Annotated in this window: 15 protein-coding genes and 1 pseudogene; 3 read left to right on the plus strand and 13 right to left on the minus strand. The window is 53.9% G+C overall.

Annotation, left to right across the window (positions count from 1 at the left end; genetic code table 11):
- Positions 1-12: 12 nt before the first annotated feature.
- From FHT67_RS23630 to FHT67_RS23660, 7 genes are all read right to left on the minus strand, one after another.
- Complete coding sequence (locus tag FHT67_RS23630) at positions 13-708, minus strand: NAD(P)H-dependent oxidoreductase (RefSeq protein WP_167201511.1); 696 nt, start codon at positions 706-708, stop codon at positions 13-15.
- Between the two features lie 68 nt (positions 709-776).
- Entirely contained in the window at positions 777-1,781 is a 1,005-nt protein-coding gene (locus FHT67_RS23635) for an ABC transporter substrate-binding protein (RefSeq protein ID WP_167201512.1), read from the minus strand.
- A gap of 118 nt (positions 1,782-1,899) precedes the next feature.
- Positions 1,900-3,225 carry an amidohydrolase family protein gene (locus FHT67_RS23640; protein ID WP_167201513.1) on the minus strand — a complete coding sequence of 442 codons (1,326 nt, stop codon included), beginning with the start codon at positions 3,223-3,225 and terminating at the stop codon, positions 1,900-1,902.
- Between the two features lie 12 nt (positions 3,226-3,237).
- Positions 3,238-4,107 carry an ABC transporter permease gene (locus FHT67_RS23645; protein ID WP_132308291.1) on the minus strand — a complete coding sequence of 290 codons (870 nt, stop codon included), beginning with the start codon at positions 4,105-4,107 and terminating at the stop codon, positions 3,238-3,240.
- A gap of 3 nt (positions 4,108-4,110) precedes the next feature.
- Positions 4,111-5,463 carry an FAD-binding oxidoreductase gene (locus tag FHT67_RS23650; protein ID WP_167201514.1) on the minus strand — a complete coding sequence of 451 codons (1,353 nt, stop codon included), beginning with the start codon at positions 5,461-5,463 and terminating at the stop codon, positions 4,111-4,113.
- A 15-nt stretch (positions 5,464-5,478) separates the two neighbouring features.
- Positions 5,479-6,252 carry an ABC transporter ATP-binding protein gene (locus tag FHT67_RS23655; RefSeq protein ID WP_132308287.1) on the minus strand — a complete coding sequence of 258 codons (774 nt, stop codon included), beginning with the start codon at positions 6,250-6,252 and terminating at the stop codon, positions 5,479-5,481.
- A gap of 13 nt (positions 6,253-6,265) precedes the next feature.
- Complete coding sequence (locus FHT67_RS23660) at positions 6,266-7,072, minus strand: creatininase family protein (protein ID WP_167201515.1); 807 nt, start codon at positions 7,070-7,072, stop codon at positions 6,266-6,268.
- A gap of 255 nt (positions 7,073-7,327) precedes the next feature.
- Here FHT67_RS23660 and FHT67_RS23665 point away from each other — a divergent pair, with 255 nt between their 5' ends.
- Positions 7,328-8,113: a DeoR/GlpR family DNA-binding transcription regulator gene (locus FHT67_RS23665; protein WP_132308283.1), complete on the plus strand. Its 786-nt coding sequence runs from the start codon at positions 7,328-7,330 to the stop codon at positions 8,111-8,113.
- 51 nt (positions 8,114-8,164) lie between these two features.
- Here the strand turns inward: FHT67_RS23665 and FHT67_RS23670 are convergent.
- From FHT67_RS23670 to FHT67_RS23695, 6 genes and pseudogenes are all read right to left on the minus strand, one after another.
- A pseudogene (locus FHT67_RS23670) lies at positions 8,165-8,416 on the minus strand (GyrI-like domain-containing protein); the annotation flags it as partial.
- 238 nt (positions 8,417-8,654) lie between these two features.
- A complete protein-coding gene (locus tag FHT67_RS23675) occupies positions 8,655-9,314 on the minus strand; it encodes a hypothetical protein (protein WP_167201516.1) in 660 nt (219 codons plus the stop codon).
- Between the two features lie 20 nt (positions 9,315-9,334).
- Positions 9,335-10,141, minus strand: coding sequence for an AAC(3) family N-acetyltransferase (locus tag FHT67_RS23680; RefSeq protein WP_167201517.1), 807 nt, complete (start codon positions 10,139-10,141; stop codon positions 9,335-9,337).
- Entirely contained in the window at positions 10,141-10,980 is an 840-nt protein-coding gene (locus FHT67_RS23685) for a TIGR02452 family protein (RefSeq protein WP_167201518.1), read from the minus strand. The genes FHT67_RS23680 and FHT67_RS23685 overlap by 1 nt, the downstream gene beginning before the upstream one ends.
- 17 nt (positions 10,981-10,997) lie before the next feature.
- On the minus strand, positions 10,998-11,543 hold the full coding sequence (locus tag FHT67_RS23690) for an NADAR family protein (protein WP_167201519.1): 546 nt from the start codon (positions 11,541-11,543) through the stop codon (positions 10,998-11,000).
- Entirely contained in the window at positions 11,540-12,433 is an 894-nt protein-coding gene (locus FHT67_RS23695; RefSeq protein WP_207918152.1) for an NUDIX hydrolase, read from the minus strand. Before FHT67_RS23695 ends, FHT67_RS23690 begins: the two co-directional genes overlap by 4 nt.
- A 191-nt stretch (positions 12,434-12,624) precedes the next feature.
- Between FHT67_RS23695 and FHT67_RS23700 the strand changes: the two genes are divergently transcribed.
- Together FHT67_RS23700 and serS are read left to right on the plus strand one after the other, a co-directional pair.
- Positions 12,625-13,119: an 8-oxo-dGTP diphosphatase gene (locus FHT67_RS23700; protein ID WP_167201520.1), complete on the plus strand. Its 495-nt coding sequence runs from the start codon at positions 12,625-12,627 to the stop codon at positions 13,117-13,119.
- A 295-nt stretch (positions 13,120-13,414) separates the two neighbouring features.
- Complete coding sequence (gene serS / locus FHT67_RS23705) at positions 13,415-14,692, plus strand: serine--tRNA ligase (RefSeq protein WP_167201521.1); 1,278 nt, start codon at positions 13,415-13,417, stop codon at positions 14,690-14,692.
- Positions 14,693-14,927 lie beyond the last annotated feature (235 nt).

Here is a 14,927-nt window from a genome sequence, read left to right on the forward strand (position 1 = left end):
TATCCCCGCCATTCATTTTATGCCTTTGGTTGCTGCTGCAAATCTAGCTACTCTCGCGCCAAGCCTCCCGGCCATCCGCAGCTCGCGCTCGTCGGGCGTTCTTGTGCTGTCCGGACCTGCCAGCGTTGAAGGTCCGTAGGGGGAGCCGCCAATGGGGTCCGCGGTCAAATATTCCGGGTTTTGCGAATACGGCAATCCGACATACACCATTCCGAAATGAAGCAGCGGAATGATAGATGTCAGAATCGTCGCTTCATGGCCCGTGTGAATAGATCCGGCGCTTGTCATGACGCCGGTCGGCTTCCCTTCCAGCTCCCCGCTTGCGCATAGACTGCCCGACAGATCGAGGAAGGATTTGACCTGCGCCGGCATGGAGCCGTAGTAGGTCGGGAATCCCCATACGATTCCGTCCGCCCAGCGGAGATCGTCAGCCGCCGCTTCCGGCACCGGCTGCTGCAAAGCTTGCGCCGCTTCGTACTTTTCCCAGCGGGCGCCAACCCGGAAGGTACCGGACAGCCGGCTGTCTTCCGCCGGCCGTCTGCGGTCAGGATGATCCAGCAGCGCGGTGACATTGTCCGGATGGCGGAATTCCGGAATGCGGACAAGTCTGGCGGTATGCCCTTCTTGCTCCGCTCCTTGCGCGGCGGCTTCCGCCATCCGGTGAATATGCCCGTATGCGCTGAAGTAAATTACAAGTACGTTCGCCATGGCGATCTCTCCCTGATAAAAGCCGGAGCCGCGCATGCCCGCATGCAGCGGCTCCGTTGCTTCATTGGTTACTTGCCCTTGCCCGGCAAATATTCGTTCGTAAACACGTCTTCAATCGGCTCCGCTTTCTTGAGAAGCCCCATGTCGACAAGCTGCGCCTGAAGGCCGGACCAGATGTCCTTGCTCATGTAGCCAACGCCGTTGGTCTCCGCATCGCCGCCGTACACAAGCGGCTCCTGCGCTTTCGCGCCATATGCCATGGCCTCAAGCTTCAGATCCGGGTTCTTCTCCTGCATCACCTTGTTGATCTCATCGGAATGATCCTTGTAATAATCCCAGCCTTTAATGGACGCTTCCACGTAGGCTTTGACCGTATCCGGATGCTTCTTCAGGAAATCCTCGGTTGTATAAAGAACGTTGCCGTACTGCTTGTAGCCAAGGTCATAATTCAGGAAGTAATCGACGTCGACGCCCTCCTGCTGCATGGAGAAAGGCTCGGAGGTAATATAGATTTGCGTGGCCGCCTTCGGATCCGCTACGAAGTTGGCAAGCGAGCCGGTATATTTCATCTCCGTCACCTTATCGAGACTATAGGCTTTCTTTAAGTACTCCCAGAACACCACGCCGCTGCCGACATAAATTTTGTTGCCGTTCAACTCCTTAATGTCCTTGAACTGACCCTTATGAAACATGATGCCCTGCGGGTTCTTCTGGAAGGTTGCCGCAATCGCCACAAGCGGAATGCCGTTCTGGCGCGCCAGCAGGATTTCATCCGCCTGCCCCATGCCGAACTCCGCTTTGCCGCCGGCTACGATCTGGGTGGAAGAGATGCCGGGGCCGCCGGATTGAATGGTCATGTCGAGACCCGCATCCTTGTAAAAACCTTTGTCCAGCGCGGCATACTGCCCGCCATGCTCCGGCTCCGCGAACCAGTTGGTCACCTGGCTGACCTTGGTCAGCTCCTTCGAATCCCCCGATGATTTGCCGTCCCCGCAAGCGGACAACGTAAGCGCCGCGGCAAGAAGCACCGTCATTCCGCCCAGTGTTTTCTTTGATCCCGTCTTTGTCAGCATGTTTCTCTTCCCCCTAAAATAAATTGATTTTTACTTCGAAAGCATAAGCCTATCCTCTTCTTCTCTATATGCGCATCCCTCTGGCAGCGGACAAACACCGGTAGTATCTACTTTGGATCTATGCAGGCGAGCCCGACAGACTCGGCTCCAGGCCGAAGCGGCTCAGCATGGAAACAAAGGTCCACTTCGACTTGTTGTACACCCACCGCGATGACGGAAGCTCTTGAAACAGCTCTTCTTCCGAACAGGCGTCCAGCACGACAAAGCTGGCCGGATTGCCCGGGGCAATTCCGTATTGGGTAAGGCCGGCAAGCTTGGCGGGATTGGTCGTCAGCAGGCGGAGCACGGTGACAATATCTTCCTCCTTGGCCAAATGGGACGCATAGGCCGTCATCAGGCCAATCTGCAGCAGATCCCCTCTGCCAAACGGATGGAACGGGTCCTGAATATTGTCCGAGGCGGCGGCAATGGTCACTCCCGCTTCCTCAAGCTCCCTGACGCGGGTGACGCCGCGCCGCACGTTGCCCCGGTCGCCGCGTCCCTGCAGGTAGAGATTAACCGCGGGCAAGGTAACCGCCGCTATGCCCGCATCCGCCATTTTCGCAATCAGCCGTTCCGCTTCGTTATGCTCCATCGCGGACAAGGAGCATAGATGGCCGGCCGTTGCCCGGCCGCCGTAACCGCCTGCTTTCACGTAATCGCAGTAAATATCGATCGTCTTGGTGTCGGGATTATCCGATTCATCGGTATGAAGGTCGATCGGCTTATCAAACGTCTGAGCCAGCCGGAACGCCCAGCCCACATTGGTCTCCGGATTAGGCGACAGATGCGGCGCGCCTCCTATTCCGTCTATGCCCATGCGGAGCGTCTCCGAAGCAAACTCCGTCAGCTCCCGTTCATAAGCAGGGTCATAGAAGAACATCGGGAAGTACTGAATATCAACGATTCCGCTGACCTTCTCCCGGGCCTCCAGCGCCGCTTCAATCGTCCGCATCGCCATCTCGCGGCCGAGATGAACCGGCACGTCGAGATGGCTGCGAAGCACGGCCGAACCGAAGGAAGCCGAGCTCAGCGCTGCTTTCATCATGCGGTCACGGATCATCTCTTTCGTAAAGGCTGGCGAAGCCGCCCGGTAATTCTCGATAGCCTCGAGCAGCGTGCCTGACCGGTTGCGCACCCAAGGCAGGGAATACGCTTTGTCGAGATGCATATGGGCGTCAACAAAGCCCGGCAGCATGACCTTTCCCTCCAGATCGAGCGAGTCCGTTGTCTTCAATTCGTCGAAGGAGAGCCCTTGGATCGGCACATGCTCCGAGGAGACGATAACTCCCTCCTGGCGTTCGACCGCCCTCCACCGGCCTCCCTGCGCTTTAACCGTGTACAGTTCATCGCTTTGCTGCAGCGGCAGCTTTACGTTAATGGCTTCCAGCGTTTCTGTGCGCAAGAGAACTCACCCCTAACCTTCGGAAGATTTCATCTCGGATTCATGCCAAGAGCTCAGCATCCACTTGGAGAAGGCGTTCACGAGCAGGAAGAACGCAATGCCCAGCAAGGATGCGGATAAGCCGCAGGCGAACAGATAAGCCGTCTGCAGGCGGGAGGACGCAACGGTAATGGCATAACCGAGTCCGCCGTTGCCCCCGCCGATGCCGGCAATGTACTCGCCAACAATGGCGCCGATAACGGCAAGCGTGCAAGAGATTTTGAGGCCTGCCACGATATAAGGAAGCGCCGCGGGAATGCGAAGCCGGATCATGGTCTGCAAGGAGGAAGCGTTATAGAGATAGAAGAGGTTCTTCATATTGTGGTCGGTCGAGTTGAGACCGATAAGGGTGTTGGACAGCATCGGGAAAAATCCGATCAGAAAAGCGATAATGATGATGGCGTTCATGCCGGCGCCAAACCAGATGACAATAATAGGGGCAATAGCGACGATCGGAATCGTCTGCATAATGATGGCGTAAGGGTAAATGCTCCGTTCAATCAGCTTGGAGCTGGCAAGCAGTATGGCAAAGCCGACGCCCAGTAGAATGCTGAGCAGGAACCCCAGCACCGCCTCGGTAATGGTGGTATACACGGATACCCACAGATTCGAGGCGTTCTCGGAGGCGGCCAGCACAATATCCGAAGGCTTTGGCAGCAAATACGGCTTCAGGCCGGATAACCTGCAGAAGAGCTCCCATCCGCCGATGAACAGAATAAAAGCGACGGACGGCGGACCTATTCTTTTCCATGCTTTTTTCAGTGCTGAGGCGCGCAGCTTGGTTGTTGTGCCCGCTGTCGTTCCAAACGATAAATCCGGGCTGGTGATTGTCTCCTCTCGCATCGCTTATCCCTCCTGATTCGAAATACGCTCAACCGGCGTTTGCAGCTTGCCCGGGTTCAGCAGTCCGCGGGGGTCGTTGGATCGCTTGGCGCTTACCATCGCGTCCCACTCTCCGCGTCCTCCCATCTCGAGAACCCAGGTATGGGGATCGTTAATACGGACGCCAATGGACCGGAAGAAGGCAATAATCTCATACAGACGTTCATGCGTCGTATAACGGACAATCGGCAGCGCTGCGGGAACAACAACGCCCGCCGTGCGGATAAACTCGAGATGCATCAGCACTTCGTCTCCGAACCGTTCTTTAATAAGCGCGATCTGGTCGAGAAACCGCTCCTTATCAAAGCCCGCCTGCAAATAAGTCAGCGACGGGTCGGTCTTAAGCGCCCATAACGTCGTATGGTTCCATGTAAAATCGGACAGCCCGATCACCTTGCGGTACTGCTCCGGCGGAATGGTATAGCCGATTCGGCCGCCGAACTCTCCGGCATGCGCCGAGAGCCGCTCTTCGCTGCCATGCGCGGTCTCCAGCAGACAAGCGCTGCAGCCGGCCTCCAGCTTCGAGGCGATTGGCTTGAAGAAGGTTGGAATCGGCCATTCGACCGGAGCAACCAGCCGCTTGCGGATAGAATCATCCATCGCCAACGCATGGGAGAACCGCGCAGCCGACGCGAAATCATCGAACTGGACAACCGTCTGCGTCCATTCCACTTTTGCCGCAATCGGAATAACGACCTCAACAAGCACGCCAGTCGTTCCGTAGTTATGAATGTAAGCGATCAGATCGTCGCCCTTGACGGTCAGCTTGCGCGGCGTTTCTTCCACCGTCAGGATGACCGCCTCCAGCACGTTGCCGTCCCACAGATTGCCCCAGGTAATGGAGCCGATTCCGCCCGAGCCGCCGCTTACGAAGCCGCCAACCGTTGCTTTCACGTAGGTGCTTGGGTAAATCCGGAGCTCTTTCCCCTCGGAACGGAGAAGCTTCTCGAGCCCGCCCAGCCGAACTCCGGCCTGCACTCGCGCATACGTATCGGTTACTTCAATGACCTTGTCGAGCTTGCTCAGATCAAGAACAATGCCGCCCTCGAGCGGAACCGCCTGACCGTAGTTGCCGGTACCCGCGCCGCGGGTTGTCACCGGAACCCGGTGTTTCCAAGCGTAAGCGAGCACGCTCGCCGTTTCCTCCACGGAATGCGGGACGGCAATCGCCTCCGCCCTTTTATTCTGAAGCAGCGGGACCAGTACCGGGGAATACCAATAATAATCCTTGGATAATTTCTCTACCTGCCCCGGGTCCGACAGCAGCCTCTCCTCCCCGACCGCTTCCTGCATTTCAACCATCCAATCCTTCAACATGGTTTCTCCTCCTCTCTAATGCTTAAGGGATTGCGACACGGAGCGGACAATTTGGCCAAACTCCGGTGTCGTACGGAATGACTCGTCGCGAGGGAACGGTACCGGTACGTCAATGAGATCGGAAACCTTGCCCGGGCGAGGGGTCATGACCGCGATGCGGGTCGACAGGAATACAGCCTCGAATACGTTATGGGTAACAAACAGTACGGTCATTTCCGGATCCTGCCGCCATAGCTCGAGCAGCTCGATCTGCAGCGTCTGGCGCGTAATTTCATCAAGCGCGCCAAAGGGTTCATCCATCAGCAGCAGCTTGGGTCTCGCGACAAGGGCGCGGGCGATGGATGCCCGCATCTTCATTCCGCCGGACAGCTCGCGCGGCATGGAGCGCATATGGTCCTTCAAGCCAACCATCTCCAGCACGCGCTCCGCCTCCTGCTGGCGCTCCTTCCTCGATACTCCGCGAAGCGCAAGCGGCAGCGTTACATTGTCGATTACCGAATTCCAAGGCAGAAGCGTATGATCCTGAAACACAAAAGCCGTATCCGACCGCTTGCGGGCTTCGCTCGCAGTCGCCCCCATGACCTGCAGCGTACCGCTGCTTGGGTTGGACAAGCCGGTAATCATCTTGAAGATCGTTGATTTTCCGCAGCCGGAAGGACCGACAAAGCAAAGAAATTCACCTTCATGAATGGTTAGGTCAACTTCCTTGACCGCTACCGTTCCGTTCGGATAAACCTTGGACAGCCGCTCCATCCTTACCCATTCCTTGGCTCCCGTCATCGTTGTCATGGTGATCCTCCTCCTATCCGTTCTTCAGTGATGCCATATCGAACGAAGCAATATGCAGCAGAGCCTTTGCCAGAAGCGGCCCGGCCGTCTCCAGCATGGCCTCCCCCCTATCCGCCGTTGCCTTGGTCGCGTCTCCCGCTACCCCGCTGCCCGAAATATCGTCCATGACCCAAGCAAAAGACCGGGACCGGAAAGAAAAATAGCGGGAATCCGGGAAGTTCGGCATTTCGCGTGGCGCGAGCTCCGCGTTTACCCAGCCCGGACACGTCGCCATAACAAGGGATGTCTCCACATCCCCGGCATGAATGCCGCAGGCTTTTTCCGCTTCATCCGTGAAGGAATCGCTGTAGCCGACGGCGCCGGGATCCAGCCGGTACACCTCAAGCCCCGTTGTTATCCGGATTTCCCTCGCCATCATGCCGAGCAGATCCGCGTTGCCGCCATGCGTATTAAAGAGCAGCAGCTTGCGGAAGCCGCTTCGGGCTAGGGAAGAAGAGATATCCTCCAGTACCGCCATTAAGGTCTTAGCCGAAAGGGTGATGGTACCCGGATGGCCCGCATGTTCGGTGCTTTTCCCATAACTTACGGACGGCAGCAGCCAGATCGAAGAATTTTCCGGCAAATGCTCAAAAGCTTTAGCCAGCATCGCCTCGCCGAGCAGCGTATCCGTAAACACCGGCATGTGCGGACCATGCTGCTCCACCGCGCCTACCGGCAGAACAAGCAGTACATCCTCTTTTTCCATGGCCGCAATCTCTTTGGTCGTCAATCTTGGCAGGAACCGGCGGTCATAAGCTTCTCCCTGATAACGAAAGAACATGAAACGCTCACCTCTTCATCAATTTAAGTGTAAGATTAAATGACATAGAAACGACGAATAGTAATGGATTTCATGAGGGTCTAGCAAATTTTCTGAATCTTAAGTAAACTAAAGTCACATTTAAGTAACACAAATTAACCTCATATTCACCTTATATCACACAAACGAAAGTTTGTATACAGAATTTTCACGCAATTGCACAAATACATAACATTATAAGTTAACATTAAGGCAGCTAATAGGAGGAGATCAATCATGCTCATCGGAACACGCCGTCACGAAATTATGATGCTACTCGATTCAAAGCCGCAGTTAACGATCCTCGAGCTTGCCGAGCAGTTTAACGTCTCCAAGATGACGATTCGCCGCGACCTCGATCTTCTGCAGTCGGAAGGAAAAATTCAGCGCTTCCATGGGGGCGCCGTCAAGGTAAAACGGTTCATGGGCGCCAAATACGAGCAGCGCGCAAACGAGCATAAGGCGGAGAAGCTGGCCATCGCCAAGGAAGCCGTCAAGCATATTCAGGATGGCATGAGCATTATTCTGGATGCGGGGACAACCGTAGCTTCCATGGTGGATGAGCTGGAGAGGTTTAAGGGGCTTAAGATTATTACCCGTGACTTGCATACGGCCCTGATGCTGTCCAATGAAGAGAGATTCGGCAGCTTCGACGTGTACTGCTCGGGGGGAAGAATAAGCAAATGGGCGTATAGTCTGGACGGCTTTTATGCGGAGAAAATGCTTCAGTCGCTGACCGTCGATGCGGCTTTCCTGACTTGCGAGGCGGTCTCTTTGACAAAAGGCGCCATGGCCTGGTCTCCAAACCTTGTCGGCGTCCGGCAGACCACCATGGAGGCCGCGGGAAAAACGATCCTGCTGGCCGATTCTGCCAAGTTCAGCTACAATTCGCTGGCGATTTTCGCCTCCCTCGACGAATTTGACGAGATCATTACCGATAGTCGTCTGGATGAGTATGAAGCAGCGTCTTACCGCAAATCCGGAATGCCTTTGACGATCGTGTCGGCCGCAGCCATGGGATGAAACAATAAAAGCCTCCGCAGACAGGATCTGCGGAGGCTTCCAACCATAGCGTTATGCTTTTGAATCAACCGGTATCATAATCGTAAACTCGGGGTCTTTGGCGTAAGGATCCTGCGCCATGGGGTACAGCTCAAAATGGGTGACATCCCCTCTATGTAACGGATAACCCTGCTTCCCGATCCAGGCGAATATATTCGTATAGGAGGAGTCGATATTGTCCCCCTTCTTGTGCTCCGTCTTGGCGTAAGTCAGAGCCGGAACGGTCACGCTTGTCATGCCTTCAGGGATTTGCTCCACCCGTTCAACCTCGAGGGCCGCATAGTGAACAAAGCTGTCGCCTTCATGATGATAGGATAAGCCAAGTTTCCCACCTCATTCCGACCGCTTGGAAAGAGGGCTTGCTAACTAGGATAGCTTCAAAGACCTGGTCCATACCATCAACCTCCAAAATAGAGTTCTCCCTCTTATTTTACAGGATATGGATTATGAAAGCTGTCTATTTATTCTTCCTTGTATTTTTCTTCATATTTTACATTATTTTCTATTCGGTAATATCTCCTATGTAATAGGCATAAATCGGTTCAATCGGTTTGAAATAAAGATGCCCGTCTTCCCACGGTTGGAAATGCAAATCCATTCTCGAGTCGCTCCAATTTTCCGGCGTTCCCGTTGTTTGGAGACGTCCCGGCACAACAGGCTCCTCCGTCACGTTCGGGAATTCCTGATAGCCGAACAGGAGATTCTCGTGGATTCCAATGATCTCATACTTGGGACCAAAGAAGGCCCGCTCCTCCTGAAGCTGATAGTGATAATACACGTAGCTGCTGATCATCTCCGGCTTCAGATGGGCAACGCGCCCCACTCTTCTGTCAACCGGCTGCCTGCGCTGCCAATGCTCCCGGTCCGCGGGCTCGTTGAAGTGAAAGACATCCATCATCCGAATCCATTTGCGGGGCTCAGCCTGCCCCGGCCAATCCAACAAGTACGGCTCCGCCGCGCCGGCAACTTCTTCCGGAGCCAGCTTACCCTCCAGGCACTCGTAATAGAGAAAAAGATTATGATTCCAATAAAAAGCCGCGGCCGTCATCAAGCGTCCCTGCGTCACGAGGCGGATAACCTGCTCGTCCTGCCGCAAGGCCGTTATGCCCTCCTCTTGTAGCCCGTCCTTCCATGCCGCCCTGAACATCAATCTTTCGATCATATCGCCAGCTCCATCCCTCGTTAAGTGAAATGCCGATGCTTTGGCAGCCATTGAACCGCGGCATCAACCGCTGCCTTCATCTCAAACAGCTTGCTGTCGGCTCGGCCAACTTTGCCTTGCCGAACCCCGCCATGGAATTGCGCGCCAAACTCTTCGAAATCGCCCGAGTCGTACGCATAGTCCATGAACCATTGCCAGGAACGCGCCCCATCGACCAGCATGGCGGTTCCCATTCTTTTCACAGGCATGCGGTCAATCCTTGTCTCGGCAAGATGCAGGCTTGTACAGGAGTCGAAGCCTACGCCGAGAAGCAGCACCTTTGCTCCCGACGCATACAGCTTGCCAAGCGGGGAGGCTTCCCCAAACTGCGGCGTTAACGGATGACCGGATACGATATATTCCGCATACTTGCCGTTAGCGCAAAAGGATACCTGCGGATGCTCCGACCTTACCGTACCCGGATAGGTGCGGAACAGCTCCGCAATACGCCCCATCCCCCGCGTTGGGGTTACAGCCGGATCAAAGGCCGGCATTTCGTTGTAAATAATCTCTAACCATTCCTGCGGTACGGGGGGATTGCCCCATTCGGCGGGATCGCTCCAGTCTCCGCACTGCGCCGGCATGACCAGCGTACCTTCAGGTCCAACAGCTTGCAAGAGCGCCTGCACAACCGCCTGCGGCCCGCCGCATACCCAGCCTAAGCTGGACATGGAGGAATGAACAAGAAGATGGTCCCCCTCCCGTATGCCAAGCTTACGCAGATCTTGCGCTATGCCGCTTACCGTTACCGGCAGCTGCGTTTGCTTTATAATGTCGTGTTCGCTCATTATCTTTGCTCCTTTACTCGAAACACTTGCTCAAATGCGTTATAGCATTTACGGTCCTTCGACGTATCAAGTACGGCAAAGGTAATATTCGAGAACAATGTGCCATAGCCTTCAACCTCCAACAAATCATGCCACCAGTTTGCTATTTTTACCGGATCATTCCTGAATACACCGCATCCATAAGCGCCCAATATGAGGCTGGTATCCCCTTGATGAGCAAAGATAGCCAGCGTCAGCCGCATGCGGTCTTTCATAACGCGTTCCGCCTGCAGCTTATTCTCGCCTTTCTGCATGACCTGCCCGTAGTTCACGGCCGGAAGCGTCAGCACGGAAGCCGAAAAAGGTCGACGGACTAGGTTAAATCGGGCATCCCTGAAAAATACGACATCAGGAGAATAGATCGCATGATCGGTATACATCATGGAACGGCAGGCCCGGTTTGCGGAATAGAAGCGCGGATGCCGCAGCTGCGTCCCGTATAATCCGCCTGACGCAGCCAAGCTCTCCTCCTGCGCCATTGCTCCGTTCAGAAATCCGCCGCCGGGATTCTTGGCGCTTGCGAAGTTGAGCACCCCAACCCGTTCGGCTCCCGCTTCAGCATAGCGCATAATCGCTTGAACAGTCGCTTCGTCAGTGACGGAAAAAGAAGCTTTGGACGTACCCTTGATCGGTATCTGCCAATTACCGATTATGCTCACTCCCTCTTCCGGTGTAAAAAGCCGGCTGTTTTCCTCCGACAGCCTCTGGGCTTCTGCTATATCAACTCTGGTTCCATTACAGACGTAGTAGCCTTGCTGCTGGATAACCAATGTCTCCTGCGCAATTTCCTTGCGATTCATGATCATTCCTTCTCTCTTTAAATCAATTCGTCCCTGACTTCCATCAGGGCAAATCCAAGCAGGTTCCGGCCGCGCCATTCTAACGGATTTCCAACATTGGAATCCGCCTGCTCCATCCCGATCCCCCAAATCCGATCATATGGGCTCGCTTCAACCAGGATGGAGGTACCCGTTGACTTCAGAAATAGTCCAAGCTCAGCGTTTTGCGAAAACTTGGCAAAGTTCCCTCTCTTCACAATCGCATAGCATTGGCTCTCCCATGCCGTTTTATCGAAGTTCTTTACTGCCCGGCCGAAAGCTTTAATCTCTTTCGGATCACTGGCTTTGAGGATTTCGGCCAACATCTCTTCATCCTGAAACAGCCTGGCTTTTTCGGCCATCATATATTGCTCGGTGCATGTGTAAGGAATCCGATCAATAATAAATGGACTCAACCACCACTGGCTCAAGCAGCTTTTGTCGATCTTGCCGGGCTCGGAAGGCGTATGGCCCCAGAAGAACAAAAACGTCCCTCTCTCGCCAACGGCATGTTCCCTCTGCAATTGTTCTATGCTGTATTTCATTGAAGTCTCTCCACCTTTCTTCGAAAAAGGCGGGACGGACGGTGACCGAAACTTTCCGTGTAATGATCCGTTTCCGTCACGAGATCCGCAATCTTGCGCCGAAACGCCGCCTTTAGAAGCTCTTTATCCAAAATAACCTCGTACACCTGCTGCAGCTCCGTTAGAGTAAACAGCTTAGGCATCAGATGAAGGGCTATATCCGTATAGTTGACTTTTCCTCTCAAACGTTCAATCGCATAAGCAATGATTTTGGCATGGTCGAAAGCCAAACCCTCGTTGCTCGCAATACTATAAGAGGTTTTCGATGCTGCCTCCGTAACGGTATCCTTACGCTCCACCATTGCCTTCAGCTGTGCGTAATCGGAACTTAGAAGGAGTTCATACTGCAGTGTACTTACATATCCGTCCTCAACAAACTCCTTCTGTTCCCTGAGCAATCGGTACGATACTTTAAACCATGCAGCGTTCGCCGCATCGTCTCCCGCTTTCAGCTCTAACTTATCGCTATTTACCAATGCCATGTAAGAACAGCTTATGACCCAAGTCCGGGGATCCCGGCCGATATCGCTAAACGTATATAACTGCTCCAGATAAACGTTATCGACTCCCGTCTCCTCCTGTAACTCCCTGACCGCAGCCTCATCCGTTGTTTCGTGAGGTCGTACAAAGCCGCCCGGCAACGCCCATTGTCCCAGAAACGGATGGCCGCCTCGCTGAATAAGCAGCACCCGAAGCTCCTTCCCGGGCAGTTTGCGGTAATTGTCTTCCTCTGTAGGGGTCACCGTAAAAATAACCATATCCGCGGCTACCGAAGGGCGCTCATAATCACCCGGTATATACCGCTCCATAAATTCGCGCTCTGTTAATCCGTTCGAATCGCGCCGTTCCAACTTGCCCACACCTCATCTATTCTTATTTATATTTTGATAATAACAATTTATTACTAACAACTATAGCAGAACAGGCTCCTGTCCAGCAAGGGCAAAGTCAGTTATAACGAAAGCGGCGGGAAAAATAGTAATGAAAAGTGTTACAATAAAATCTATCCATCCTAGTCCAATAGAATAGGCGGCGGCGCGATATGTCCATTACCTATAAAATGTATACGATGTGCATGGTTCAAGATAAGGATAAGGTACTTTTAATCAATAGGCCAGATAAAAAGGGGTTTCCCGGCTATATCGGTCCCGGCGGCAAAGTGGATTTCCCGGAAAGCCTCGTGAATGGCGCCATCCGCGAGGTACGGGAGGAAACCGGATTGATCGTAAAGGATATCATCTATAAGGGTCTTGAGGAATTTTGCGATCCGACCACGAACCTGAGATATATGGTCTTCAACTACCTGGCGACTTCGTTTGAAGGAACGCTGCTCGAAGACCCGCCAGAAGGCGAGCTGCTCTGGGTGAACAAGGATGAGGCCCTTAAGCTTCCGATGCAAAGCTGGTTTGCGCGCCGGTTCCCGCTTTTCTTCCAGGAGGGGACGTTCGAGCTAAGCTACGTATGGGATGAGAAGGTTAGAGAAACACTCGATAAAACCGAGCGCTTCTACTCCCCCGCCCCCATGCAGCAGCATTAAACTGCGTGTTTTAAATTCGCACTTGAATAAAAATAGCAGCATAAGCTATACTAGTAAAAATTCAAACGAAATTATGCCGATGAAGAGAATCCAACTCGGAGGCGTTCTCGTCAAGGGGAATTACCGTTCTCCCTAAGTTAACCGGACCCGCCCGTTACCGCGGAACTAAGTGGATTAAACAGTGGTAGACCTGTTTAATCAATTTGGGTGGCACCGCGAGAATACAAGCGCTCTTCGTCCCAATCGGACGATTAGAGCGCTTTTTTGTATTCTTATCGAAGAGGAGCGAGTTGCCATGTTAGACATCAAGTGGATTAGAAACAACCGGGATGAGGTTCAAACGGTCGCAGACCGGAAAGGGATCGCCATCTCCATTTCGCGGCTTGTGGAAGTGGATGATGAGCGGCGGAAACTGCAGCAGGACATTGAGGAGCTTCGCCAGGAACGGAACCAGACCATTCAGGAGATTAACCTCTCCATCTATAGCGGCAACGAGAAGGATGTAGAGCAGAAAAAGCTTCAAATGAAGGAAATCAACCAACGCATCGCACATCTGGAAAAGGACCACAAAGCCGTTCAAGCGGAGTTCGCGGATCTTATGCAGGTTGTTCCTAACATCGTGTCGCCGGATACGCCGGCCGGTCTATCGGATCAGGATAATGTCGAGGTAAAAAGAGTCGGCGAGCCGCCCGGCTTTGCCTTTGAAATCAAGGATCACGTAAAGCTTGGCGAGCTTCACCAAATGATTAACATCCCACGCGGGGTCAAAACGGCCGGAAGCCGCAATTATTATTTAACCGGAGCCGGCGCCACCCTGCATCGTGCCGTGCAGCAGCTTGCGCTCGACTTGCTTATCGAGAGAGGCTACACCCTGCTCGAGGTGCCGCTTATGGTGCGCAGGGAAGCCCTTTACAATACCGGCTTCTTCCCGCTTGGGGAGGATCAGACCTACCGCATCGATGGCGGCGACCACTATCTGGCCGGCACATCGGAGGTTCCCCTTATCGCGTTCTACGATAATGAAATCGTGGATGTCGGCAAGCCGATTCGACTGGCAGCCGCCTCGACCTGCTTCCGCAGCGAGGTAGGCTCGTCGGGCAAGGATGTGCATGGCTTATACCGGGTTCATCAGTTCTCGAAGGTCGAGCAGGTCGTCATATGCGAGGACAGCGTGGAGGCGTCGGAGCAGATGCTTCAAGAGATTACGCGAAATGCGGAGGATCTCCTGCAGCAGCTGGAGCTTCCTTATCGCGTTATGGCGGTATGCACGGGAGATATGTCGCAAAAAACCTATAAGCAATTCGACATCGAGACCTGGATGCCAAGCCGCCAAGCATACGGCGAGACCCATTCGTCGTCCAATCTGCTTGACTTCCAGGCACGCCGCTCGAACATCCGTTACCGGGATGCCCAAGGCAAGCTAAGATTCTGCCATACCCTAAATAACACCGCCGTCGCTTCGCCGCGCATCCTTATCCCCCTGCTGGAGAATCATCAGGAGGAGGATGGTTCGATCCGTATTCCGGAGGCCTTGCGCAAGTATATGAACGGGATGGAGCGGCTGCAGCTCTGAGGAAGTCTAGAAGGCCGGCCGCTAGTTAGCGTATGCTTCACGAATTGCAGGATATTTGCCCAAATCGGGCAGATCCGGCAAATTATACTGTACAGAATGCATGATATTTCGCCGACTTGAGCCCAGCCGGGCAAAATCCCCTCCAATATCCTGCACTCTGTGCAGGATATTTCCGTACACCGGGCTATTTGCCTCCATTATGCTGCATTCTGTGCAATGTAGCCGGGCAGCTACA

The organism is Paenibacillus sp. BK720, from assembly GCF_011761545.1.
Taxonomy (GTDB): domain Bacteria; phylum Bacillota; class Bacilli; order Paenibacillales; family Paenibacillaceae; genus Pristimantibacillus.

Bases quoted from the DNA above. Each gene is read 5' to 3' on its own strand.
- FHT67_RS23685 (WP_167201518.1), bottom strand. From the start codon at position 10,980: ATGAATCGCAAGGAAATTGCGCAGGAGACATTGGTTATCCAGCAGCAA.
- FHT67_RS23655 (WP_132308287.1), bottom strand. From the start codon at position 6,252: ATGACAACGATGACGGGAGCCAAGGAATGGGTAAGGATGGAGCGGCTG.
- FHT67_RS23700 (WP_167201520.1), top strand. From the start codon at position 12,625: ATGTCCATTACCTATAAAATGTATACGATGTGCATGGTTCAAGATAAG.
- FHT67_RS23690 (WP_167201519.1), bottom strand. From the start codon at position 11,543: ATGAAATACAGCATAGAACAATTGCAGAGGGAACATGCCGTTGGCGAG.
- FHT67_RS23675 (WP_167201516.1), bottom strand. From the start codon at position 9,314: ATGATCGAAAGATTGATGTTCAGGGCGGCATGGAAGGACGGGCTACAA.
- FHT67_RS23635 (WP_167201512.1), bottom strand. From the start codon at position 1,781: ATGCTGACAAAGACGGGATCAAAGAAAACACTGGGCGGAATGACGGTG.
- FHT67_RS23665 (WP_132308283.1), top strand. From the start codon at position 7,328: ATGCTCATCGGAACACGCCGTCACGAAATTATGATGCTACTCGATTCA.
- FHT67_RS23680 (WP_167201517.1), bottom strand. From the start codon at position 10,141: ATGAGCGAACACGACATTATAAAGCAAACGCAGCTGCCGGTAACGGTA.
- FHT67_RS23660 (WP_167201515.1), bottom strand. From the start codon at position 7,072: ATGTTCTTTCGTTATCAGGGAGAAGCTTATGACCGCCGGTTCCTGCCA.
- serS (WP_167201521.1), top strand. From the start codon at position 13,415: ATGTTAGACATCAAGTGGATTAGAAACAACCGGGATGAGGTTCAAACG.
- FHT67_RS23630 (WP_167201511.1), bottom strand. From the start codon at position 708: ATGGCGAACGTACTTGTAATTTACTTCAGCGCATACGGGCATATTCAC.
- FHT67_RS23650 (WP_167201514.1), bottom strand. From the start codon at position 5,463: ATGTTGAAGGATTGGATGGTTGAAATGCAGGAAGCGGTCGGGGAGGAG.
- FHT67_RS23645 (WP_132308291.1), bottom strand. From the start codon at position 4,107: ATGCGAGAGGAGACAATCACCAGCCCGGATTTATCGTTTGGAACGACA.